This is a genomic window from Selenomonas ruminantium subsp. lactilytica TAM6421 (assembly GCF_000284095.1).
In the GTDB taxonomy this organism is placed as follows: Bacteria; Bacillota; Negativicutes; order Selenomonadales; family Selenomonadaceae; genus Selenomonas_A; species Selenomonas_A lactilytica.
The window spans coordinates 879,778-903,950 of the sequence record NC_017068.1 but is presented as its reverse complement, the minus strand read 5'-3'; the positions used below and the strand labels follow the sequence as shown (position 1 = coordinate 903,950).

The 24,173-nt window shown below is 45.7% G+C and carries 17 protein-coding genes, 1 tRNA gene and 1 pseudogene; all 19 read right to left on the bottom strand.

Features of this window, described 5'->3' with window-relative positions:
- Positions 1-15 precede the first annotated feature (15 nt).
- A tRNA-Lys gene (locus SELR_RS04370) sits at positions 16-91 on the bottom strand.
- Between the two features lie 76 nt (positions 92-167).
- Positions 168-725 carry a hypothetical protein gene (locus SELR_RS04365; RefSeq protein ID WP_014423992.1) on the bottom strand — a complete coding sequence of 186 codons (558 nt, stop codon included), beginning with the start codon at positions 723-725 and terminating at the stop codon, positions 168-170.
- 29 nt (positions 726-754) lie between these two features.
- Complete coding sequence (locus tag SELR_RS04360) at positions 755-1,288, bottom strand: hypothetical protein (RefSeq protein ID WP_014423991.1); 534 nt, start codon at positions 1,286-1,288, stop codon at positions 755-757.
- 11 nt (positions 1,289-1,299) lie between these two features.
- Entirely contained in the window at positions 1,300-2,319 is a 1,020-nt protein-coding gene (locus tag SELR_RS04355) for a pentapeptide repeat-containing protein (RefSeq protein ID WP_014423990.1), read from the bottom strand.
- A complete protein-coding gene (locus SELR_RS04350; RefSeq protein WP_014423989.1) occupies positions 2,316-3,419 on the bottom strand; it encodes a hypothetical protein in 1,104 nt (367 codons plus the stop codon). Before SELR_RS04350 ends, SELR_RS04355 begins: the two co-directional genes overlap by 4 nt.
- Positions 3,420-3,422: 3 nt before the next feature.
- Positions 3,423-4,925, bottom strand: a complete 1,503-nt coding sequence (locus SELR_RS04345) for a hypothetical protein (protein ID WP_014423988.1) — start codon at positions 4,923-4,925, stop codon at positions 3,423-3,425.
- Positions 4,926-4,935: 10 nt separating this feature from the next.
- Positions 4,936-5,508 (bottom strand): hypothetical protein, encoded by a 573-nt coding sequence (locus SELR_RS04340; protein ID WP_041914259.1) that lies wholly within the window; start codon positions 5,506-5,508, stop codon positions 4,936-4,938.
- A 16-nt stretch (positions 5,509-5,524) separates the two neighbouring features.
- Positions 5,525-6,472, bottom strand: a complete 948-nt coding sequence (locus tag SELR_RS17615) for a PAAR-like protein (protein WP_014423986.1) — start codon at positions 6,470-6,472, stop codon at positions 5,525-5,527.
- Positions 6,473-7,888, bottom strand: coding sequence for a contractile injection system protein, VgrG/Pvc8 family (locus tag SELR_RS04330; protein WP_014423985.1), 1,416 nt, complete (start codon positions 7,886-7,888; stop codon positions 6,473-6,475).
- Positions 7,885-9,306: a hypothetical protein gene (locus SELR_RS04325; protein WP_014423984.1), complete on the bottom strand. Its 1,422-nt coding sequence runs from the start codon at positions 9,304-9,306 to the stop codon at positions 7,885-7,887. The genes SELR_RS04330 and SELR_RS04325 overlap by 4 nt, the downstream gene beginning before the upstream one ends.
- A complete protein-coding gene (locus SELR_RS04320; RefSeq protein WP_014423983.1) occupies positions 9,303-9,902 on the bottom strand; it encodes a hypothetical protein in 600 nt (199 codons plus the stop codon). The genes SELR_RS04325 and SELR_RS04320 overlap by 4 nt, the downstream gene beginning before the upstream one ends.
- A gap of 325 nt (positions 9,903-10,227) precedes the next feature.
- A pseudogene (locus SELR_RS18240) lies at positions 10,228-10,392 on the bottom strand (integrase core domain-containing protein); the annotation flags it as partial.
- Positions 10,393-10,408: 16 nt separating this feature from the next.
- On the bottom strand, positions 10,409-10,891 hold the full coding sequence (locus SELR_RS04310) for an SMI1/KNR4 family protein (RefSeq protein ID WP_014423982.1): 483 nt from the start codon (positions 10,889-10,891) through the stop codon (positions 10,409-10,411).
- 17 nt (positions 10,892-10,908) lie between these two features.
- Positions 10,909-14,439, bottom strand: coding sequence for an RHS repeat-associated core domain-containing protein (locus tag SELR_RS04305; RefSeq protein ID WP_014423981.1), 3,531 nt, complete (start codon positions 14,437-14,439; stop codon positions 10,909-10,911).
- 253 nt (positions 14,440-14,692) lie between these two features.
- Positions 14,693-15,151 (bottom strand): SMI1/KNR4 family protein, encoded by a 459-nt coding sequence (locus SELR_RS04300; RefSeq protein WP_014423979.1) that lies wholly within the window; start codon positions 15,149-15,151, stop codon positions 14,693-14,695.
- The gene (locus SELR_RS04295) at positions 15,141-22,223 is read right to left on the bottom strand and encodes an HNH/ENDO VII family nuclease (RefSeq protein ID WP_050992736.1); all 7,083 of its coding nucleotides are present in this window, start codon (positions 22,221-22,223) and stop codon (positions 15,141-15,143) included. The genes SELR_RS04300 and SELR_RS04295 overlap by 11 nt, the downstream gene beginning before the upstream one ends.
- Positions 22,224-22,244: 21 nt before the next feature.
- A complete protein-coding gene (locus SELR_RS04290) occupies positions 22,245-22,778 on the bottom strand; it encodes a hypothetical protein (RefSeq protein WP_014423977.1) in 534 nt (177 codons plus the stop codon).
- Positions 22,775-23,536: a pentapeptide repeat-containing protein gene (locus tag SELR_RS04285; RefSeq protein WP_158645770.1), complete on the bottom strand. Its 762-nt coding sequence runs from the start codon at positions 23,534-23,536 to the stop codon at positions 22,775-22,777. Before SELR_RS04285 ends, SELR_RS04290 begins: the two co-directional genes overlap by 4 nt.
- Positions 23,537-23,816: 280 nt before the next feature.
- The gene (locus SELR_RS04280) at positions 23,817-24,173 is read right to left on the bottom strand and encodes a hypothetical protein (protein WP_041914256.1); all 357 of its coding nucleotides are present in this window, start codon (positions 24,171-24,173) and stop codon (positions 23,817-23,819) included.

Sequence of the window (24,173 nt, the reverse complement as noted above, 5' to 3'; positions counted from 1 at the left end):
GCTTGTGATTTCAAATGGTGACCCACCACGGAATCGAACCGTGAACCTACTGATTAAGAGTCAGTTGCTCTGCCAGTTGAGCTAGTGAGTCATGCGCCTTGTTCTCAAGGACATGTAATATATTAACACCATCATCCGGCTTCGTCAAGCACTTTTTGAAAAAAATTTCATTTTGCCCGCTCCGCATATTGCAGGCTGGCAATTCCCTTCTGTACCTGCCGTTCCGCTTCTTTATCACCGGCATCATAGATAAAGGTGAAAATCCAGCCCAGATTCTTCCGGGCAATCGTCACCACCTCAATTTCCACATCCTGTCCGTTCTGCTGGCCGGTAAAATGAAATTTTCGCAGCGGAATATGATTGATGACGGCAGTCTCCTGATGCGTCATGCCCACATTCTCTACATCATAATTCCCCATTATCTTCAGGACACGTTTCTGCGGCCCTTCCTGCATATATCTGTCCCGGTCTTCCTGCAGATACAAGCTCTCGCTATGCAGATCCACGAACATATCGTCACAGTCAGCCTGACATACCGTATAGCCTTCATCGGACTCGGACAGCGGTTCCAGGCGCACCGGCAGCTCAATCCGCAGTTCCTGCTTTTCCGAAGCAATGAAACTGCTTGTTTTCCAAAAGCAATCGATATCCTGCAGTGCCCCATTCTCACTCAGCAGCCATAAACACCCCATCAAAACAGCAGCAATAAAATAAAAACGCATCATAGAAACACCCCCTCGCAGATTTTATCAGATCATTCAACTATACTGAGATCATGGCAGGAACAAGCGATTTCCTTGGCCAAAGATTTCAACTTGCGATTGCCATACGAAAAGGAAATCGTCCCCCATACCATATGCCCGCTGACACCTGTCAGGAACATGCAATTATACATGCGTTCCAACAAAGCATCATGGATATACTCAAAATATGCTAACTGCTGATAGCGGCCTTCTATGATATCTGCTTCATAAACATGTACCCCTGCTGCCATCTTGGGTAAAATAAACTGACACAGTTCCACCTGTCTGGCCATAATCTCTTCATCCAAAGGATCTTCTGCCTTCATCATGCTGAATGAAAACTGTCCAGCCTCATCCGTCAGCAGCAGCTGCCCTGGCTGACTCCCCGGCTGATAGATTTCTCGCACAGAATCCGGCATAAGCTCAAAGGATACCGGCAATCTTAACGAGAATCGATCATCATAAAACAATCGCTCACAGAAACGATATTCCCTGCCACGAAAAGTAAACTCATAATCTTCATCATAAATGGATAAATCCGTCATCAGTGGCCTCCTCATTTCATCTCTGCCCATAATTCATCGTCAAATCGGCAGTTTACGGTCCGTATTTGTTGGAATGTACAATCCCAGGCCTCCACGCCCGGCCAGTCACAATCCGTAAACGTTACCTTTACAAACGAACACATTTCGAAAAACAAAGGATAAAGGCCCTGCATACCAGCACCACCAGCCCCGTCGAAACGACACTCCGTAAAAGAGCAATCTGAAAACACGGCCCCCTGCAGATTTACCTGCGTAAAATCCGTCAAATGAAACCTGCAGTTTCGGAACAACACATTACGCAAATCTGTTTGTGCAAACTTCCATGGTTCAAACAGACAATCATCAAACCTGCAATTTTGCAAATTAAGCGCCCCGAGCGTCTGTACACGATAGCGTTTTCCTTGAAAACTGCGATAGGTCAGCTCGTCCTCAGGCAAGTTATGCTGACCACTGTACGCCAACAGATTCACCTGCGGCCGTAGCCGCCATATCAGTTTCTGCTCTCCCAGATACTCCCCCATCGTCACATAGAACTCAGCGGTATGCAACACCCCCATCAGCAATTCTTCCATTCTCAGCGGCATCCATACCTTGAAATATTCCCCCAGCACTTCCATAAGCTGTCGGATCGTACCCGGATAAAAGGGACGGAACATCGACGGATGCAGATTCGAACGGACATAATCACGCTCATCTATAACTTTCTTTTCAAAATCCTGCCAAAATGTCATCAACCAAGGACATTCCCACCGGCCACAGACCAACGCATTTCCTTGTTCATCACAAAAATAAAGGCAAATACTGGCATTGCCACTGAGAAAATCCGTATATTGCAATGTACAATATAATCTGCTGACAGGTGTTTTTATGTTATCCGCAATATCCTGAATCGTCTGATGCAAACATCTCCAAAATCCCGCTTGCAGTTCTGCCTGCTGCTCAATGCAATATCGATTTATCTCTAATAACAATTCCTCTTCCAGCGGGAAATACCGTTTTTTATAATAATCATTCAATGTAAAATGCTTCATTTCTTCTCTACCACTTTATTTTTATTTAGATCTTCCTTCAATTTATTTCGATTTCGTGCATCATTATATTGATAATTTGCCAGCCCTGCCCCTGTCACCCTGATGACCTTAGATGGCTTACTCGTCAAGACAGCCTGTACTTTTTCAATCCCTGGTTTTGCAAAATCACCGGCCTTTTCGGCAATGTTTCCAGCTTTCGCTGCCATATCCCTGACCTTTGCCGCATATTTGCCGCCAGCCTCCCAAACATCCCTGCCCATCTCTGCTCCCTTTATCGCCAGATCATGTCCGGCTTCAAAGCCTCGTGCGCCTGCTTTTATAGCCAGCCTGCGTCCTTTATTCAAATCACTGATCAAACGTGGATGAGCTGTTACAAAATCAGGAATTGCCCTTCGTCCCTTCTCAATCACCTGTGCACCAATTTTCTGAGCGCCCAGGACTACTTTTGAATTTCCCGCCCAACTCCGAAATGTTTCCATCATATCCACTGCCGCAGTTCCGGCAGGACGCAAAGCCTGCCCCAATTTTGATTCACCAATAGCACCAGCCAATTCTCCGGCACGTGCAAGGCCTGCATCGGCCACTTCGCCAGCGCGTGTAATAGCTTTTTCAGCCATTTGTCCCGCCTTCGCGGCATTTTTTTCTGCAAATGTTCCAACCTTTGATGCTCCAGCCTTAGCCAAATTGCCCACACGTGAAAATCCATTAACAGCTTTTATCAAAGGTATAGCATCCATACAAGCAAAGGCAATATTCCAATTTCTTGCCGCAGTATCGCCTCGATCTGCGGCCTCTTTGGCATCATAAAGATCCATCGCGACTGAACCAACCGCGCAGGCAATCTGCACAGGTGGGAACGGGATAAAAGAACCGACAAGGAATGCAGCCCGGGCAGCGGCCTTCAAATCAGCGGATGTCTGTTCATATTGCAACTGTGCCGAAGTTTTTACATTGATTGTATATTTTGCGTGCTTATACCCCTCCTGATTTACAATCTTCGCCAGCAAAAGTATTTTCTTCGCATCTCCATCCAAAAGTATTTTTGTATCTTTCACCACAAAGCTTACAGAATGATCTGAACTGAGCCATATCCTTGACATATCTTATCGTCCTTTCGTGCAGGCATCTAATGACTTGGCTGCGGAAGAAGCAGCCACCGGTTCCAGCATTGGACTCAATTGATTCATGGAAACTGTATCGACGCCTAACTCTGCAGCTTTCAATAAGGAATAACGCTGTTCCAATGGCACGCCACCAGCCCCTGTATACGCATTATAGCCACGGTTAAACCCAGGCATCAGCTTCACCGCCTTATCATCAGCTTTTTCCTCCTTAGCCTGCAGCGTAAGCTTCTGCGGTGTCTGAATCAGGATATCCTCGCTCGATATGATGTCAATCCCCGCACTGGTATCCCCCACTATACGTGAAGACTGCTCACCATCACGCCCGGCAATGCAGACCGTACTCTCCGGTTGGAACTGAATCATCTGATTTTCCGAGGTCAAACTGCGATTCTCCGGATTCTGATAATCCGTATTCCCGTCCAAACCGCCACGATGACTCCCCAAGACCACCAATTCGCCGCTTTCTTCGAAATAGGCAAACGCCTTATCCCCAACATCCGGCATCGAATACATATAGTTATTGACCGTATTCTCATGGGCAATCCATCTTGCCTTTCCCTCATCCTGCTTATCATCACACTCAAATTTCATCTTGACCTGCTGCCCCTGAACGGCAATCACCTCGCCGGGAATGTAACAAGGCTTATGCCAACGATTTTTCTGCACGGCTGCGGTCGCACACAGGCCTTCCCGATGCCGAACCAACAGCTCATTGTCCAAAAAATCACCGTTCACTCTTATCTGACTGCCCAGAACAGCCTGCTCACGCTCTGCCAGCATCAGTCCATAACCTGCGCCAGGCAACAAGTCATAAGTACTGAGCTTTGTGTCCGCAAACTCATCTACCCGGGACTTTTTTCTGGTATTTTCTCTCCGACGCTGCACCTCGAAATAAGATACATGGCTGCCATGAGACCTGATCCTGCCCGCGCATTCATAATGCCTGAACGGAACAAACCCCAGACTCAGGCGGATCATAGAGCTGCTGCTATCACAAAAGAGCATCAGCCCCATACTCTCACAAAGCCGCCGCAAGAACTCCCAGTCCGTCTCATCATGCTGATAGAGCATACGCGAAATCACCACATCATTTTCAATCAACACGTCCACATGATAAGGAATTGCGATTTCCCGGGCCACATCCCCCAGCGTCTTGTCCAATGCCTGAAAGGTGCGGCTCTTCTTTTTCACATCCATCTTCCTCGAGAGGGATAATAAATCAATTGACATGATTTTATGCCCACTCACAGTCTTCACTCCTGCGCCGGTCACCACACCAACAAATAACAATTGTCCCTTGCCATATACTTTCACCTCCCGCTGACGCCATGACAACAATTCATCTTCTTTTTCCTGCGCATTCACTTCCAGAACAATATGGCAATATCCATGCTGATTAGCATGCGTACGCACCCAGAAGCTTTGAAGGCTGCCAACGGGAAGTCCTTCCGCTCGTATATCACCCAATGATAATGCTTCCATACTCTCTCCCTCACTGCAATGAAACTGTTGCCATCGATTTTTCTACCAGTTTCTGCATAGCAGTATCATCATTTCTATAAACATATACAATTGTCCATGATTCTTTTCCCGAATCCATCCCCAAACATTCAATCTTACGCCGACCATTGTCTTCTGCCTGGATTTCAGCATATGTCATTTCTTTTCCATTTATTATTCTGGTTTCTATTTTTTGTAAAGCCGGATGCATCTTTTCATAATTAACAAAATCAGCCATAAACGTCTGCAGGTTGAAGTTAATCTTGCTTTTCGCATCAAAAAATCTGCAATGATCTACACTAACAAATATATTATCATCTTCATATCTGTGCCATTCCGCATTTCGAACAATATCATCTGACTCAAAATCACCATTATCATTCAACTCAAACGGAAGATCCAAGGATAATTTCCGCCCACTATTTTGTGTAAAAGTTATAGTTTTCCAGCAATCCTTATTATCATAATTTCCACCATGTAATTCCGAGTTTCCAGTACAACCACTTACAGTACCAGTAAAAAATACCAATGCGACGACCAAAAGTTTTTTCCATATTCTCCTCATATTAACTACCACTCCTCTAATCCTGTTTATCACGAACGCTAATACTTGCTCCATATTTACCTTTGCTTTTTTCGGCCGAAAGCTTTGCTTTTCCCGCTTCAAAAGTTGCTTCAACTTTATCTTCCAGAAGATGTTTCGATGCCTCTAGTTCCCCTTTATCCTTTACCGATGCCTTCCCGTATACCTTTAAATCAGCCGGCTCCGGCTCTTTACTGCCAGATTTTATTTTACCGACCTCCAACTCCGTGCCAACAGAAGCACTTAGATCTTTACAATATCCCCCTAACTCTACGTTCACTTTTACTTGCGTTGCATTTCCATGCTCCAATTTCCAGCCATCTGTTGGATCTTTTTTTAATTCTGTCTCTCTGTTATCAACGTCCAAAGCATTAAATGATAAATCTATATAAGCTCCAAATTCATCTGTCCCCAATTTCAACAGATGATTATTATCTCCAGTTTTCATATTATCCGGTATGCAGTTGACTATTGCCTCGTTAACGCCCTGCAAAGTCTTGTTAAAGCCAGCAAAGCTGCTGTATTCGTCTTGATCCGCATCTTTCATATTATTTTCTGCATCAGGTTTCATAAAGCGAATCACGCCCCCACGGGCACAGTGCAAGCAACTTGTATCCAGAACCACGGGTGCTCCTTCGATTGTATAGTGTGGATCACAGTCCTTCCATGGTTCATGCAGTTCCGGTCTGCACACACCGATAACGTCTCCCGGTTTTTTTCGGCGCCAGCGCCTGCTCAACACCAAATGTTTGCCTTTTGCCTTGCATTTGCCATAGCCTTTGATATTATCCGGATACTTATAGTCATTGGCATTTAATACAGGTTTTTTGTCCTTTTGATTTATCACACCATGTGACTCTTCCAGATAAACCTTCTGCTTATCTGAGCCATGATCGCAATAGGTATACCACGCATCCATTGACATGTAATTTTTATTCCCTGACATTCATATCCCCCCAACCAAGATATCTTTCGCAGCCAGCTGTATTTCCCCATGCGTCATTATTGCAGTCGTACCACCAGCCATCAGTTTTATTTTCTTCTCAGCGAGAAATTCTATTTCTTTCCCTCGTAGGATGACTTTCTTATCGGCTCTTACTTTAATGGCATTCGATGTAGACACATGGATTCCCGTCCCTGACATATCGATGAACGTATCCTGATGTTTTGTGATCAAATGAACACTATCATCCGTAAGCAACAATTCCTTGCCGCCAGGAGCGCGCAGGGTTTTATTGCGTGTATTCGCCGGTGGAGCTGCATTGACCGTACTCACACAGAAAGCATCCTTTTCTTCCTGCGTGGGAAAAAAAACACGCACATAGTCTCCTTCACTGGGCATGACATACCAGCCACTGCCATCACTCGATGAATATGAGGTCGAATAGGGAAACCATTTTGTCGTTCCTTCATCATACTTTGCATCCACATGCACGAAATGTACCTTTACCTTGTCCTGCTGAACCTCTTTCACCTGCCCAATCAGCACCAGACCTGCACAGGATGAATTCTTCATCAACGAAACCATGAAGCTTTCCCTGCCCGCCAATCGATAACGCATATGCAGCATACCATCCCGCAATTTCCCCGTTACCGCCGCAATATAATAAGATTTCCCTCCAAAAGAAACCTTCGCCCCTAACGGCAGATATTCATCAGACTCCACAAATCGACAGACGAAATCTTCCGCCATACTTTGTCTCTTGTCCGCTAGCGCATTTTCCTGCCAAAATTGACGTTTTCCATCCCGATAACAGATGCTGTATTCAGCCCTATCCAATACACTCTCCTTTCCTTCCTTCTGCGGCAGACCGATAAACAAGACAGGATGCTCCGCCAGACAATCCGTAAAAACAGGAACCCCAAAATGGGAAGCCATCCTTCTGGCAAAAGCCCAATCCGTTTCATCCAATTGCAGAATGAACTCACCGATGGGCTTATCTGGCACTTTCATGATAACCTGGACTTTGTCTCCCAAGCCGTTCTGCTGACAAGCTTCTGATACAATCGACCCATAGTTTTTCTGCAGATTTTGAAACGATTTCCGTTCCTGCTGTAAATCCAGACGATAAGAGGCATCTGCCAACAATATTTTCACCTGACTATAGTGTTTCTTTTCCCGCAAGTGAAACTTCAGGATATACCCCCGAAAAATCACCGTTTCTTCCCCTCGCAGATCGATAACACAGACTGTTATCAGCGTTTCCTCCGACTTCGTCATAAAGGGTTCCATCACCGCAGCATCGGCCTCACCAATCAACTGCATAAAGGCAAAATGATTTGGACGATGATGAATGGTCATATTCTGCAGCCGCAGAAAATCTATTCCCTTTACCCGCAAGCATTGATGCGTAATCTTCATTCCTCATCACCTCCGATTGCAACGGTATCCGCTCCCATGCCAATCTCATTTGCATCCATATGAATATTGGAAGCCCCCACCTGCAGGGTAATCTTATCATCAGCTTTTACCAAAACCCCTTCTTTCCCATATATATCCATATCTTTTTCTGCTACTACGGTAATAGGCCGTGTCGAATAAATCCGGATTCCCTTCTCCTGCGAAATTCTAATAAAAGAATCAGCCGAGGCACAGTCCAACGTGATTCCATCTTCATCCATCAACACATTATTGCCACCAGGGGCACGAAAATACTTATTGCGCTCTGACCGAGCCGGGGCCTGATTGACCGCACTAGCCCCAAAAGCTGCGTCTTCTTCATGGGAGGGAAAAAGAATTCGAACCTCATCCTGTTCTTCAGGCATAACATACCAGCCACTGCCATCCTGCGACGAATAGCCCGTAGAATAGGGAAACCATGCGTTGCCAGCAACATCATACTTCTCATCCACTTCATCAAACCAAACCTTAACCCGATCGCGTTCTACCGCCTGCACTTTTCCTTTGCTGATACGACCGCCACAATGCGGGTGCTGATACAATGGCATCAACATACCACGATTGTCTGCCAATTCATATTTCATATGTAGCTGGCCATCCCGCAAACTCCCCTGCACCCGGCTGATGATGTATCTTTTCCCACGAAATTCGACTTCTGCTCCCAAACAGGCATAATCATCGGATTCGCAGGAAATACGCTGGAAAGCCTCCGAAATTGCACCCTTACCTGCCTGTTTTTGATTTAGACGATAACGCAAATAACGCCAATTATCCTGTTGATAGACGGCATTTGCACCATTCAATTGGAGGACTGTCCCATCACCTGCCGGAATTCCTACGGACAATGTAGGCACAAACTCATTCATACGGCTGAATATCGCCGTATGAAAATGCGAAGCCAAGCGCTTGGAAAACATCCAGGCCGTTTCCTGCATCTGTGTCAGAAATCTGCCAATTTGCCGGTCCTGTACACCAAAGATAAGATTTGTCTTCACTTCAGCCAGCTGATAGGAACGCTCCAACACCGTCTGATAATTTTCCTGCAGATTCTGATAGGTCTGATTCTGCCAGCGTAAATCCAACTGGCTACAGGTATCGTACAGCAAACACGTAACCACCGCATATTGACTGCTCAGCTCATAATCCAGCTCTGCCAGGCAACCGCAAAAAATGACTCTTTCCCCTCCTTTGTCATCCACGGCCAGCAATTTCACCTTTTCTTCGCCTGCCCGGGGAATAAAAAACTCGATTTCCTGAGCCGTTGTTTCCATCACCAGCCTAGCCCGGCCATACGCATTTGGTACATGATAAAGTTCCATTTCCAAAATCCTATGACAGGGAAATCCTTCCACACGCAATGAATTATGTGCAATCTTCAAATCTGCTCCCCCTTCCCTGCTGTCGATAATCGTACAAAATGAGCGCCCATCAGACCGCGGGCAAGTATCTGCTCCGCCACCGCCAAAGAGAAAATCCAGTGAGCCTCACGCTTCCGCTCACACTTCACCATCACTTGACCTGCAAGGCAATCCGGCCGCACACAACAGCTATCCTGGCATATTTCCAAACAGTCAACTGGCGGCAAATAGGGAATCCAATAATTGATTTCCGGGCCATCTCCTTCTACTGGAAAAAGTGCCAGTGTCCGCGTCTCCAGCTCAGGAGCCAATGCGCGAAACAGCGAAATCATCTTTTTCCCCACCATGAATGTCGGCGCAAACAGAAAATCGCAAACCTCCAGCCCAATTTTCGGCTCATAGAAGCCGACACGATCCCGAAGCCTTGCAAAATCCCCTGCTATCATCACCTGCGAATAGTCCTGCATTGGAATCCCGATTGGCATTATGGGATTTACGATATCCTCGTCCGGACGCAACTCAAACCAAACCTGCTCTAACACAGCCGCTCCTTTCTCTTCAAGCCCTCTATCCCGAAGCCCGACAAAAAGAGGCATCGTGCCAAAGAAAATCTCCATGGCACGATGCCCCCATCGTTTTTTTCTCTACCTATTACAAATGATACTCTCTTTCAATTAGAGCAGGATTACATTTTCATTAAAGCTTGATTAAAATATAATCTAAATCCATTTAAGTAACTCCCAATTAGAATTCATATCTATAACAACAGCCAACATGATGACAATCCACAAAACAACTAATACATTCCTGACTCTGCTTTTCACATATTCCGGACTATATTTATGAGTAACAGCATACAAAACCAATCCGATTACATAAGCAAGGACAAAATGTATCAATCTAAATGGTGTAGTGGTCAAGCATTTTTGTAACACTTGTGTCTTAATAATTGCTGATTCCTGTCCTGGCTTCGAACGGAGTCTTGTAACCATTATATGAATGTGGCCGCACATGGTTATACCAGACATAAGCGAACTCTTCAACAGATGCATAAAGATCGTCCTCTGCCAGATAGTCATGCAGGTAAATCCATTCATTCTTTAGCGTTTTGAGTCAATAATTCTTACCAAATATCTACATAATAACTCATAGATTCATCCATTTTCTTAGCAAACTCTTCTAGAGATCTTGCTAAAACAACACATTTTGTTGGCTTAACATACACTACAGGACATCTTCCTTCAGAATCTTTCTCTCCAACATCTAAACATAAATATGTTTCATCCCCAACATATAAAAATACCATTTTTGTCTTTAAATCAATTTCATTTCTGTAACCGCTATTTCCATACATCCCTTCTCCAAGCATAAAATCAGCAACTTCATTTGGTGCCATAATCATATTTAAATAGTCCTCATCTTGTGCACACATAATACCATATCCAACCTGCAAATAAAACTCTCTCAACTCCGTTGGGAACGGATACCCCAATCGCTCTTCCTGCACAAAAATATCTTTACAGTTCAGCGGAACAAAATCATGTTTGTATTCACCACTATCTTCTTTTATACCTGAATACTTTTTTAACCATGAAAAATCCACCATAATTTTACCTCCTAGTCTCATCCTTCGGGAAATAATTTTCTATAAATGCTCCCAGCTCTATGTATTCCTCCTTGATGTTGTTCTGGAGATGCCGCCGGAATCATATTCCACCACTCATTAGGGCCACCATATTTTTTAGGAATTATATGATGTAAATCATAATTATGTTTTCCCTTTGCTTTTATTTTATTGTTACCGATATTATTTTTTTCATAAGTAGGCCATTCTTCATTATTTTTTTCCGACCATTCGCTTCGAAGACGTTTTTTGGTTGCTCGTTTATCAAAATCATCCTTGATAGCTTCATATGTAGCATCATCCACCGGACACGATACATCATGTGTTCTTAAAAATTCATACAATTTGTCTCTTTGTTCTGCACCGATTTTCCTTCCAGTACACTTTTCAACATCACCTAAATATTCATCAAACTCTCGCTTTGATATCCCGCCTATCATTTCTCCAGCAGGATTTTTATAATACCCACTCGGATCATAATAATCCACAGGATTATTAGCGCAATAGGCATAGAGATTCAGTCCATCACCGTGATACTCGTCTTCCTGCGTAAATCTAGCTATTGCCGGATTGTAGAATCTTGCCCGCAGGTAGTATTGTTGGGTAATGGGGTCTAACTGTTGGCCTGTGTATTTGTAGCGGTTGGGAATCTGTTCCTCAGATTCTATGGTATTACCAAAGGCATCATAAGTATAGCAGTTTTTGACATTACCAGTCTTGTCCGTAATGAAGATAGTACTTCCCTGTTCATCACTGGCATAGTGATACCATGTCTTTTCCGGTTCGGATTCCATGGCCCAAAGGTCGCTGTTACGAATCAGGCGGGTGATATTCGCCCCTTCTTGTTCCGTAATCACTTCCTTGTTCTCGTTGAAGATGAACTGCACCAATTTGCCGTTTTCTTCCATTTCGTAACGCAGGCCTTCGGCATCGTAGCGGTTTATCTGCGTATTTCCAGTATTGGTTGTTACCTTTGAGGTACGACGGAAATCGTCATATTCGTAGGTATTATTGGCATCTTGGAGCAGATTGCCTGACTGGTCATATTGGTAGTTTTCTGCCTGACCGTTGATGCTTCTTTGCATCAAGCGATTGTTCACATCATAAACATATTGTTCCTCAATGTCTTTTGCCGTTCTGGTCAAGCGATTTCCTGCATGGTCATAGGTGAATCGTTCCGTATAAGTCGGATATTCGGCCTGTGCTAGGCGGTTCAGGCTGTCATAGGTGTACAGCGTTTTGCCTGTCAGCTCATTTTTCTCAATCCGCTGACCGTTGCCATCATAGCGGTAGGTATTCTGCGCCAGCAGTTTATCCGGCGTTGCTACCGTCAGGCTCGTGATATTCTTATCTGCATCATAGGCAATATCCTGCCACATACCGTTGGCATGGGGAATTTTTTCTATTGCTCCGTCTGCATCACGGTCAAATCTGACAATTGACTGGTCAACTTCGTTGCATATGTCAACCAGATTGTTTGACTGGTCAAATTTGTAGTTGACTTTTCGCCCTGTAATATCCGTTTGGCTGGTCTTTCGGCCTAGCTCGTCATAAGTATAAGCCAATAGTGTTCTGCCGCTGGCTTTCTTGGCGGTCAACAAACCGTCTTTGTCGTAGCTGTAGCGGTAATCCATACCGCTAGATATGGCGGCGGTGAGCTGACCATTAGGCGCATATTCATAGACATTCCGCAAATCTCCGGCCTTCCGCTCTGTCATACTGCCATAGACATTCCACTGGTACTCATTAACTATACCATTGCGGTCTTGGAATTTGCTTAGATTTCCGTCAATGCCGTAAAGGTATTTTTCCTCACTGCCATCCGGGTAGGTTATAGATTTCAGCTGGTTGTTGTCATCATAGGCATACTTTCGGATATTCCCGTTGCCATCCACAGCTTCGGTGATATTTCCGGCAAAATCATAAGCATAGTTTTCCTTGCTGCCGTCAGCTTTGTGGATTTCAGTGATGCGGCCCCAACTGTCCAGTACATAACTGGTTTCGTTGCCATTGCCGTCACATATACCGGTGACATTGCCCTGAGCATCATAGTTATAGGATTGGCTTGCACCTCCTTTGGTTTCGATTCTTGTTTGCCAGCCTGCGGCAGTATATGCATAAACTGCGCCACTGCCACCGGCAGTTTCCAATTTGATTCTGCGGCCTGCCCTATCATAGGAGACAGTTTCCAGTTCATTGCCTGCTGGATCAATAACGGCGGTCAGGCGGCCTGCATTATCATACTGGTAACGATAGGACATTGCATAGGGAAGCTGGCGCTCCGTGATGTTTCCTTCCTTGTCATAGACCAGCTTCTGTTTGCGGCCTTCGCTGGTGATTTCCTGCGTCCGCTGGTCCATCAGGTTGTAGGTGAACTGTTCATTGCGGCCACATTCGTCCGTAATGCGGATGATATTCCCGGCTTTGTCGTAGGCAAAGTTGGTTGTATTTTTCTGCCCCGAAATATGGTCAGTTACTGTTTCAGAGGTCAACCTGTCCATGGCATCATAGTCACGCTGTATCCTACTGCCATTCGGGAACTGAATCTCGGTAATATTGCTGTTGGCATCATAGGCATAGCGGGTATGTGCCCACCATGTGCCTTTGCGCTTTTGGTTGAGTTTTTCGGCTCTGTCGGTCAGGCGGCCTGTTTCATCATAGAGGTATTTTATCAGCTGGGTTTCTTCTGCGTTGACCTTGCGTTCCTCACTGGTTCGTCTGCCTATGCTGTTGTAGGTGTATTTGACCTCTGCGCCTAAATTGTCTGTAACCCGGATAAGCCTATTCTGCTTATCATAGGTGTTACAGATTGTGCATGTCAGACCGCTGGCACTGGTTTCGCTTTGCAGGGTAAGCCATGTTTTTTCTTCGGTGATGTTGTTGTGAATATCATATGTCCAGCGCCGCAGGCTGTACTGGATGGCACCGTCTTTTTCTGAGACGGCTTTGCGCTCCTCCAGCTTGTTGCCTGCTAAGTCATAGCGATAGGTGGTGGCATAGACCATTCCTTCCCTGCTGGCTTCGAGCTGGCCTGCATCCTGATGATAAACACAGCGGCCTTTGGCATCATAGCGGGAGACCTCCAGCAGGTCGCCAGCTTCATTTGTCACGGAAGTACGGCGATTGCCTGCGTCATAAGTGTAGGTCGTTCCTGCGCCATCATCGGTTGACGGATCATAATGGTTCGGCGTTACCTTCTTGATGAGATTCCCCTCTGCATCATAGAAAGAGCGCTCCACGCCGCCGTCCGGGTAATGGGTACGGATTTTGCGGCCATCAGTATCGTAATCATAAGAAATACCTTCGCCGTTTTCTGCCTCCGGATGAATTTCTTTGGTCAGGCGGCTTTCGCCATCGTATTCCTTGGCATAAACTACGCCCAGTGGGCTTTCCGTGTGGATGGGATTATCCATGCCGTCATAGGCATAACGCCAGTAACGAGACTGCTCCTCGCTGGCATTTTCCTTAGGGCTGCATTCCCGGCGCAGATTGCCCATCAGATCAAATTCTGCCGTATAAGAGTTCCCCAACGCATCGGTATCGCTGACGATATGGTCAAGGCTGTCATAGCCGAAGCTGATAAGTAAGCTTTACCGATCGCTGGTTATTCTGCTGCAGGGAAATCAACTTACCTTCGGAATCAAAGGCATAGCATTTCCATTCAACGGGAAGAATAAGCTGGTAGCCTGTTTTTTCCTCACGGAGCTTCAATGCTTCACTGACGCCACGCTGACTTTGCCATATTTGCTTTTACTATTTGCCAGCTATGTCACACATTACGACCTACAAATTATCTTCCGATTCTCTAAGTTCCATCAAATATGAATCAAAGAAATTATTACTGTCATAATATGCAATCTTATCAACATAACTCCAAGATATCGTTCCCCCATACTTAGCCGAATTATAATCTACATCTATACAATTAACATATTCATCACAATTTTCATATACCACATAATTTTTAGGCAAACCATATCTTCTATATTCTTTCGTTATTTCAACCACACTTGGATATGGTGGTGCCGCAACTCCAAATATCGTAATTCCCAAAACAGAACTAGCACCATATTCTTTTAAAAACATTCTATATTCTATTGGAAATCTAACACCCAACTCTTTTTCCATTTCAAATATATCTACATCCGATAAACCACCACTTATAAATAATACTTCTTCTTTATTTCTCTCTATAATCTTTTTAATTTCATTAAAAGTTAAATATACTTCTTTATTTAACATTTTCAGCCCTCCATCTCCAATATTTCCTTTTAAAGTTTTTATATTGTTTGTTTAATACTGGATCATTTCTAAAACTATCACCATCTTCTATCAAGCCATGTAATACTTGATGATTATTGGAGTGTATACTTGATTCAATTTCAACCATGCACCCCGGCTCTTTTTGTAACACATGATGTAATTCTATTGGCTTACCATCCTTTCCTATCGGTGCATTCCAGCTCATTGCCAATTCTAAATTAGTTTTACCATTCGGTAATTTTTTATACCAATCAATTTCATTATTTTGAAACACTTTCCTGCTTACATCTCTCTCAACACCACCAACTTTTACCGTTCCTTCATACTGAACAGGCGTATATTTTTTATATAACTGTTTTAATTCACAGTCATACCCACTCGGATCATAATAATCCACCGGATTATTAGCACAGTAAGCATAAAGATTCAGCCCATCCCCGTGATACTCATCTTCCTGCGTGAATCTGGCAATAGCTGGGTTGTAGAATCTTGCACGCAGGTAGTATTGTTGGGTTATCTGGTCGAACTGTTGGCCTGTGTATTGGTAGCGGTTGAAGATTTGTTCTTCTGCTTCTACCGTATTACCAAAAGCATCATAAGCATAGTGGTTCTTTACTTTGCCCTGTCTATCCGTAATGAAGATGGTACTTCCCTGTTCATCGCTAGCATAGTGATACCATGTCTTTTCCGGCTCGGACTCCATAGCCCAGAGGTCACTTGTCTGAATTAGGCGGTTTATGCTGCCCTCTTCATTTTCCGCGATTACTTCCTTGTTCTCGTTGAAGATGAACTGCACCAGCTTGCCGTTTTCTTCCATTTCATAACGGAGCCCTTCAGCATCGTAGCGGTTTATTTGCATATTGCCCGCTTTGGTTGTCACTTTGCTGGTTCTGCGGAAAGCATCATACTCGTAGGTGTTATTGGCTTCTTTGAGCAAGTTGCCTGACTGGTCATATTGATAGGTTTCTACCTGACCGTTGACCGACCTTTGTGTCAGACGGTTATTGACATCATAAACATATTGCTCCTCGATATCCTTTGCCGTTCTGGTCAGGCGATTGCCTGATTGGTCATAGGTGAATCGTTCCGTATAGGTCGGATATTCGGCCTGTGCCAGACGATTCAGGCTGTCGTAGGTGTACAGCGTTTTGCCTGTCAGCTCATTTTTCTCGATTCTTTGACCATTGCCGTCGTAGCAGTAGGTGTTCTGTGCTAGTATCTTATCCGGCGTGGCTACGGTCAGGCTTGTGATATTCTTATCAGCATCATAGCGGATATCCTGCCACATACCATTGGCGTGAGTAATCTTTTGGACTGCGCCATCTGCGTCACGGTCAAATCTGACAATTGACTGGTCAAATTCATCCCGTATGTCACACAGGTGGTTTGACTTGTCAAACTGATATTTGACTGTTCGTCCGGAAATGTCCGTCTGGCTGGTTTTACGCCCTAGTTCGTCATAGGTATAGCCCAGAAGTGTCCTGCCGCTGGCTTTCTTGGCGGTCAACAGACCGTCTTTGTCGTAGCTGTAGCGGTAGTCCATACCATTGGATATTGCGGCTGTGAGCTGGCCGTTTGCGGCATACTCATAAACATTACGCAAATTTCCAGCCTTCCGCTCGGTCATACTGCCGTAGACATTCCACTGGTACTCATTAACTATACCATTGCGGTCTTGGAATTTGCTTAGATTTCCGTCAATGCCGTAAAGATATTTTTCCTCACTACCATCCGGGTAGGTTATGGATTTCAGCTGGTTGTTGTCATCATAGGCATAGATGCGCTTGTTTCCGTTGCCATCCACAGCTTCGGTGATATTTCCGGCGAAGTCATAGGCATAGTTTTCCTTACTGCCGTCAGCTTTGCGGATTTCCGTGATGCGGCCCCAGCTGTCGAGGACGTAACTCGTTTCATTGCCGTTGCCGTCAACGATGCCTGTGACATTGCCCTGGGCATCGTAGTGATAGGATTGGCTTGCGCCTCCCTTGGTTTCGATATGCGTTTGCCAGCCTGCGGCGGTGTAGGCGTAGCTTGCGCCACTGCCGCCTGAGGTTTCCACCTTGATTCTGCGGCCCGCACGGTCGTAGGCTACCGTTTCCAATGGCTTTCCATCGGTTCCGATTACCGCCGTCAATCGCCCTACGCTGTCGTACTGGTAACGGTAGGACATTTCCTGCGGCAGCTGGCGTTCGGTTATGTTGCCTTCTTTGTCGTAGACCAGATTCTGCGTACGGCCTTCGCTGGTGATTTCCTGCGTCCGCTGATTCATCAGGTTGTAGGTGAACTGTTCATCACGGCCACAATCATCCGTGATGCTGGTTATGTTGCCAGCCTTATCGTAGTCAAAGTTGGTCGTATTTTTCTGCTTGGAAATATGGTCGATTACCGTTTCAGCGGTCAGCCTGTCCATGGCATCATAATCGCGTTGTATCTTGCTGCCATTTGGGAACTGAATCTCTATGATATTCCCGTTGGCATCATAAGCATAGCGGGTATGCGCCCACCATGTGCCCTTGCGCTTTTGGTTGAGTTTTTCTGCCCGTTCAATGAGTCGGCCTGTTTCATCATAGCGGTACTTGATCAGCCGGGTTTCTTCTGCATTGACCTTGCGTTCCTCACTGGTTCGTTTTCCTATGCTGTTGTAGGTGTATTTGACTTCTGCCCCCAGATTGTCCGTTACCCGGATCAGACGATTCTGCTTGTCATAGTTATTGCGGATGGTGCGCGTCAGGCCGCTGGCACTAATCTCGCTTTGCAGGGTGAGCCAGGTCTTTTCCTCGATGATGTTGTTATGGACATCATACGTCCAGCGCCGCAGGCTGTACTGGATTGCACCATCTTTTTCGGAGACAGCCTTGCGTTCCTCCAACTTGTTGCCCACCAAGTCATAGCGGTAGGTGGTGGCATAGACCATAACTTCCCGGCTGGCTTCAAGCTGGCCTGCATCCTGATGGTAAACGCAACGTCCTCTGACATCATAGCGGGAGACCTCCAGCAGGTCGCCAGCTTCATTTGTCACGGAAGTACGGCGATTGCCTGCGTCATAAGTGTAGGTCGTTCCTGCGCCATCATCGGTTAACGGATCATAATGGTTCGGCGTTACCTTCTTGATGAGATTCCCCTCTGCATCATAGAAAGAGCGCTCCACGCCGCCGTCCGGGTAATGGGTACGGATTTTGCGGCCATCAGCATCGTAATCATAAGAAATACCTTCGCCGTTTTCTGCCTCTGGGTGAATTTCTTTGGTTAGGCGGCTTTCGCCGTCGTATTCCTTGGCATAAACTACGCCCAGCGGGCTTTCCGTGTGGATGGGATTGTCCATGCCGTCATAGGCATAACGCCAGTAACGAGACTGCTCCTCGCTGGCATTTTCCTTAGGGCTGCATTCCCGGCGCAGATTGCCCATCAGGTCAAAGTTTGCCGTGTATGTATTGCCCAACGCATCGGTATCGCTGACAATATGGTCAAGGCTGTCATAGCCGAAGCTGCGCTCACCAAATTCGCTAGCAATTATGCTCAAACGATTTGCGTCATCATACTCATAGCGGAATTCATCCCCACAGGGAGTGCGCATAGCACAGGGAACAGGGGAATCCTCCTTATACCAGTAGCGCGTTTCCTGACCATTTACGGTCTTACGAAGCATACGCCCCTGATAATCGTATTCGTAGGCTTCCACCTGCCACTTGCCCTCGGACTGTTTCGTTTTCTTTTCCCTGAGCCAGCCTTCTTGGGTGTAATTATAGCATATCTCACCGCCTAGATTATCCTGCGTATGAGTGCACCGGCCCTGTTCATCATAGGTATGAGTGGTGATTAAGCCATCCGCTTTTATTTCCTGCAAAAGTTGGCCTTGGGCGTTGAATTCCCAATGCGTCTCACGCCCCAGGCGGTCTTTTTGGTAAATCTGATTTTCCCATTCATCATAGCCGCGTTCTTCCATCGTGCCATCCGGGTAATCAATGGCCTCCACCAGTTTCTGCCGGTTATAATGCACCGTAAGCCGCTGACCGGTATGTACTTCTGTGTAAGTGGTAAGCCGATTCTGCGGATCGTAGAAATATACATACTCGCCGCCGGTAATCATAGCCTGCCGGGTAACACGGCTGTCCCTGTCGTAGGTGTTTTTCACATAAGTCTTGCCGTTGAGGTCACATACGGACAGAATACGGCCTGACTCATCATAAGTATACTGAAAACTGCCCCCGTTCGGATAGGTTACCTTGGTCAGCAGATCACCATCATAACGGTAACGCAACACACGGCCAAGCGGATCTGTGATGGAGCTGATCTTATCGTTATCGTAGGTAAAACGAATCTCCTGACCGCAGGAAAGGATGATATACTGGATAAACTTCCCCTGATAGGTAAGTTTTACTGGCCGCTGGTTATTCTGCTGAATGGAAATCAGCTTGCCCTCCGAATCAAAGGTATAGCATTTTCGTTCAGCAGGAAGTATAATCTGGTAGCCCGTTTTATCCTCACGGAGCTTCAATGCTTCACTGCCGCCACGCTGATTCAGCCATGTACCATTCTCCTGCAACTGGAATTTTTCCAGATGCAAGTCAGGCATCAGAAGCGTAATCCGGTTATTATCGCGGGAAAAGCACATCCCTACATTTATCAACCAACGGCTGCCAAGGTGCTGGCCTTTATTTTCATAGAGGGATTCGTAGCAACGAGTAAGGACAAAATCTTCACCTAAATCCTTGAACACCATGTCCGTTGTATTCAGGATAAAACTGCCTGTAACTAAATCTACCGGATCGCCACCTTTTAAATCTTCAACCTTGTTATCCCCTTGGCAGCGATTATTATTAATTCCATCTTTTCCGCCGTTATTCCTTATATTTTCAGGGATTTCACGGTTTTCCCGCCCATCTAATTTTCTTGCTTCCGGCGCTTTGGGATTAACATTTTTTGCGGCCCTTTTCGCATCTTGTTTCAATACATCACTAGCCCCTTTACCTATGCTTTTTTCCAACTCGGCAGAACTTTTGGCCGCACCGCTCGTGACGTGCTCAACCGGTCTGATTATATCTTCGATTTTCTTTTCCACTTTTGCCGCATTAACCGCCGCCTTACCTTCTTTAGCCGCTTTAGCTGCTTTTTCAGCTTTTTCCAGCTTACCAGCAGCTTTCAGCCCCTTTGCTCCTAATTTCGCGCCTTTGGCTACATTCCCTACTCCCGGAATCGCTCCAAAGGCATCCAATGCGGCCATGCCCCAATTGCCTTCTTTGATATCCTGCAAGGCATCATAGGCACTCATCAGATTTCCCACTATCGGAATCATTTCCGCAGCATCCCAGGCAAGTTCCTTGGCAACGTCCAGCGAATTGTCCTCCGTTTCTTCTGCTGGTGCATTATTTATACTGCCGCCACCGCCCTTGTTATAACCGCTTTCTTCTATTACCGGCGAGGCTATCTGTATATTCCCATCCTTGCTGATGTCAATACTGCTATTCCCTACCACAAGGGTTAAGCCATCCTTGCCTTCTGCCTGCAGGAAACCACTTACGGGTACACTATCCGGCGCTTGCGATGCTGCAGGAGTATGTGTTGTTCCCGTAGCCGCATCACAGGCCTTGGCCTGATTGGAGGGCACTACGGTTTCCAAAGGAGCACTGGCCGATTTCAACCCCGGAACATCCGCACCAATTTTCTTATTGCTGCCCATATTGACACCAATGTAGCCGCCGCCATGAGCAGTATAAGCCGCCATACCATTACGGTAATCAGCGCAGGGCTTATCAAACTGTTCAGGTGTCTCACTCTGTGCCGCCTGAATTTTGATATCCTGCTTTGCTTCAAATACAATATCCTGCGTAGAATGTATGCTTATCCCCGACGCATCACTCATGGTGATAATAGAACTGTTTATTCCCTGCCGTCCGGCCTGCATGATCACACTGTCCGGCTGGAATTGCAGCAGATTATTGGTACTGGTCAGGGAGCGATTCTCTGGCGTATCATAATCGCTGTCACCATCCGTAGAAGTACGATGGCTGCCCTGAGCCATTTTCTTGCCGTTTTCCTCGTGATAGACGAATACCTTATCGCCCACATCCGGCATAGAGTACATATAATTGTTGACGATATTCTCATAGGGAATCCAGCAGGCTTCGCTCTCATCCTGACTTTCATCCACATCAAAATGAACCTTGACATTCGTGCCGTCAACCGCCAAGATCGTTCCTGTCAAATAACGGCCACGGTTCCTGTCCCGAAGCTCTGTATGGGCATCTACACGGCAGCCTTCCTTGTTCACCAGTTGCAGGTGATTAATCAGCAAGCCATCCTGCGCCTCGATACAGCTGTGCATTATAATCTGGTCACGCTCGCCATTCTTCAGGCCGTAGCCCACGCCCAAAGACAAATCCGGTGTATCCATGTCCGTCAGCGTATATTCGCAGGGCAAAGCACGCTTCGCGGTATTTTCCTGCGCCCGCAGGCATTTTTCCAAGAGCACACACTGACTCAGAATATGGTCATCTGCCTGAAGCTGGCTTTGGCGGAAGGGCATATAGCCCAAACTGATACGGATTCCCTGACTTTTGGCATCGGCAAAAATATATCTTCCTGTACTCTCTGCCAAGCGGCATAGAAATTCCCAATCCGTCTGTTCTTCCTGATAGACCAGCCGGGAAATCGTTTCATTCTCCGGGACGATAACTTCTGCCTTGTACGACGAGGCTACAGACCTTGCCATATCCTGCAAGGTCTTATCCTCCGGCTGGAAGGTGCGGGATTTCTTATGGATATCCAGCAAAAAAGACTTCGTATACAGGATAACTTGCAGCCGTTTTTCCCCCGCCTGCTGTATGAGCTGGCTGGAACCTATCACACCGGCAAAAATAATCTGCTCCCCAGCCCGGACGATTATCTCCCGATTCTCCAGCTGCAATACATCCTGCTCGCCGAAAGAATCCTCCATCCCCAGTTCCAGCTGACACCGCCCATGCTGGCCGGCCTTCTCTACGATTTTCAAGGCTTCGAGTTTCCTGTATTCCAGACCAGAAAGCCTGACTGCTCCTAGCGGAGTTTGTTCCATAACGAACCTTCTTTCAAATTACTACATAATCTGCACTTGTTTCAACTGTATACCCGTCACGCCCTGCTGCAAAAAGCGTTCTGCCGCCGTAAGCGAGGCCAGCCATAGCAATTGCCCCTTCAGGGAAATCACCAGCAAGTGCATCCCTTCTAAATATTTTGCTTCTAAAATAGGTGCATCCGTCCGCCCCATAACATATTTGGTCTTCTCATGCAGGAAACACTCCGATACCGGATAATAGGGAATCCAATATAACGGCATGGGCTTCTTCTCATCGCCATCCGCAGAGAAAAATTGCACTGCCTTGAATTTTATCTCTGGCTGCAAGCGCGCAAAAATCCTCCGCATAGAATCTGCTACCATGAATGTCGGCTCAAAAATCACCGATGGCATACGCATTGCATCATTATAGTTATAATGTACGACCGCATCCCCCATCTGCAGGAACTTCTCCAACGTCATAATAGGTGGATATTTATCCGCAGGTAAATCCAGCGGGGAAATAACATTATTCACATTCCTGCCCGCCAGCATTTGGAACCATGGTTCTATCAAACAAAAGCCCCCTCACAATCCGTCAAATCATTATCCCGTTGGTGCATCCCTTGAAAATCACAAGCGACAAAACTGCATTTCTGCATTTTATTTCCTGTGAAAGACACTCCGCGATATAACTTATTGGCATCCATAGCTTCTGAGTCCGGATTGAAATCACAGTTTTGGAATTCACAGGCAGCCAAAAGACTCTTTTCAAAGCTTGCACCAGCAAGTTTGCAATCCTGAAATGTAACACCATAGAATCTACAGTTTCGAAAACGGCAGTCGCAAAGATTGGTGTCCTTGAATGTTACTTTTTCCAACCGGCAGTCGATAAACTCCGCTGTTTCGGCATCTATTTCCTCGATGACAACATCGCGGTATCGCTTCGCTACGAAAAATGCTCCTGCCAAAGATTCCCCCTGCGCATCCAGCAAATCCATATCTGTCCGCAGACGGAATATCGGCTCCTGCCAGTCACGGTAAGCGCCAACGGTAATCTGGAAATCCTCCGTGACTGACAGTTTGCGAAACTCCGGCGTGTCTTCCAATTCACGCATCCAGTACCTGGCCCGGTTCAGCCAGATGTAAAGGAGCTTCTGCTGCGTCTGAACCAACAACGACTGTATAACATCCGGATCATAGTACCGAACATACCACAAATCCTTGCGATAAGCCTGCCCGGCAAAAGTCTGCCAGTCCCCCAGAACATCCGTGGCTCTTATCCTTGCCTTCGCCCAAGGGTTATCCCCATCATCAGCAAAAAACTCTACCATAAAGCAAGGTTCTTGTTCCACCAGCAAGGCACTTGTATGCAGAAAAGATAATCGCAAGTAACAGCATGGAGGAATCACACCGATTTCCTTATTAGCTTTCTCCTGTACTCGACAAGTCATTTCGAAGATATTGCTCATAACCTTCACCCAGGATTTACAATATTTACTATCTTGATTTGTCAACTTGTCACTAACATCTTGAATATATCTTTCCTCCAGCCCACTATAATACTTATCTTTGTATGTATTGATATTATAAAACACCTACTATCTCCTTAATTTAGAGTATCATCCATAGCAAATTAATACCTGTAAATTTATATATAACCACACTAATTATTGCAGTAACAGCAACAATCAAAAACATCATTCTAAAATCCTGTTCCACATCTTTAGATAGGCATATTTCATTATTTGCTTTTTTACTCATCCACTTTCCCATATTTCTAGCGAACAAAAACGGGAATAACTTAAAAGGAAACACACCAGCTAATGAATACCATTTAAAATATAAGCAACCGAAGCATATAGTAATTATGTATGATATTATATACCAAAACCAAAAAGCTCTACTTTTTCTTTGAAAAAAAGTGTTCAACGCATCTTCATTAATATGTTTAGTCAATACTCTTCTCAT

Excerpts from the sequence above, each read along its gene's own strand:
- SELR_RS04365 (WP_014423992.1), bottom strand. The coding sequence starts at position 725 with ATGATGCGTTTTTATTTTATTGCTGCTGTTTTGATGGGGTGTTTATGG.
- SELR_RS04360 (WP_014423991.1), bottom strand. The coding sequence starts at position 1,288 with ATGACGGATTTATCCATTTATGATGAAGATTATGAGTTTACTTTTCGT.
- SELR_RS04355 (WP_014423990.1), bottom strand. The coding sequence starts at position 2,319 with ATGAAGCATTTTACATTGAATGATTATTATAAAAAACGGTATTTCCCG.
- SELR_RS04350 (WP_014423989.1), bottom strand. The coding sequence starts at position 3,419 with ATGTCAAGGATATGGCTCAGTTCAGATCATTCTGTAAGCTTTGTGGTG.
- SELR_RS04345 (WP_014423988.1), bottom strand. The coding sequence starts at position 4,925 with ATGGAAGCATTATCATTGGGTGATATACGAGCGGAAGGACTTCCCGTT.
- SELR_RS04340 (WP_041914259.1), bottom strand. The coding sequence starts at position 5,508 with ATGAGGAGAATATGGAAAAAACTTTTGGTCGTCGCATTGGTATTTTTT.
- SELR_RS17615 (WP_014423986.1), bottom strand. The coding sequence starts at position 6,472 with ATGTCAGGGAATAAAAATTACATGTCAATGGATGCGTGGTATACCTAT.
- SELR_RS04330 (WP_014423985.1), bottom strand. The coding sequence starts at position 7,888 with ATGAAGATTACGCATCAATGCTTGCGGGTAAAGGGAATAGATTTTCTG.
- SELR_RS04320 (WP_014423983.1), bottom strand. The coding sequence starts at position 9,902 with ATGGAGATTTTCTTTGGCACGATGCCTCTTTTTGTCGGGCTTCGGGAT.
- SELR_RS04310 (WP_014423982.1), bottom strand. The coding sequence starts at position 10,891 with ATGGTGGATTTTTCATGGTTAAAAAAGTATTCAGGTATAAAAGAAGAT.
- SELR_RS04300 (WP_014423979.1), bottom strand. The coding sequence starts at position 15,151 with ATGTTAAATAAAGAAGTATATTTAACTTTTAATGAAATTAAAAAGATT.
- SELR_RS04295 (WP_050992736.1), bottom strand. The coding sequence starts at position 22,223 with ATGGAACAAACTCCGCTAGGAGCAGTCAGGCTTTCTGGTCTGGAATAC.
- SELR_RS04285 (WP_158645770.1), bottom strand. The coding sequence starts at position 23,536 with ATGGTAGAGTTTTTTGCTGATGATGGGGATAACCCTTGGGCGAAGGCA.
- SELR_RS04280 (WP_041914256.1), bottom strand. The coding sequence starts at position 24,173 with ATGAGAAGAGTATTGACTAAACATATTAATGAAGATGCGTTGAACACT.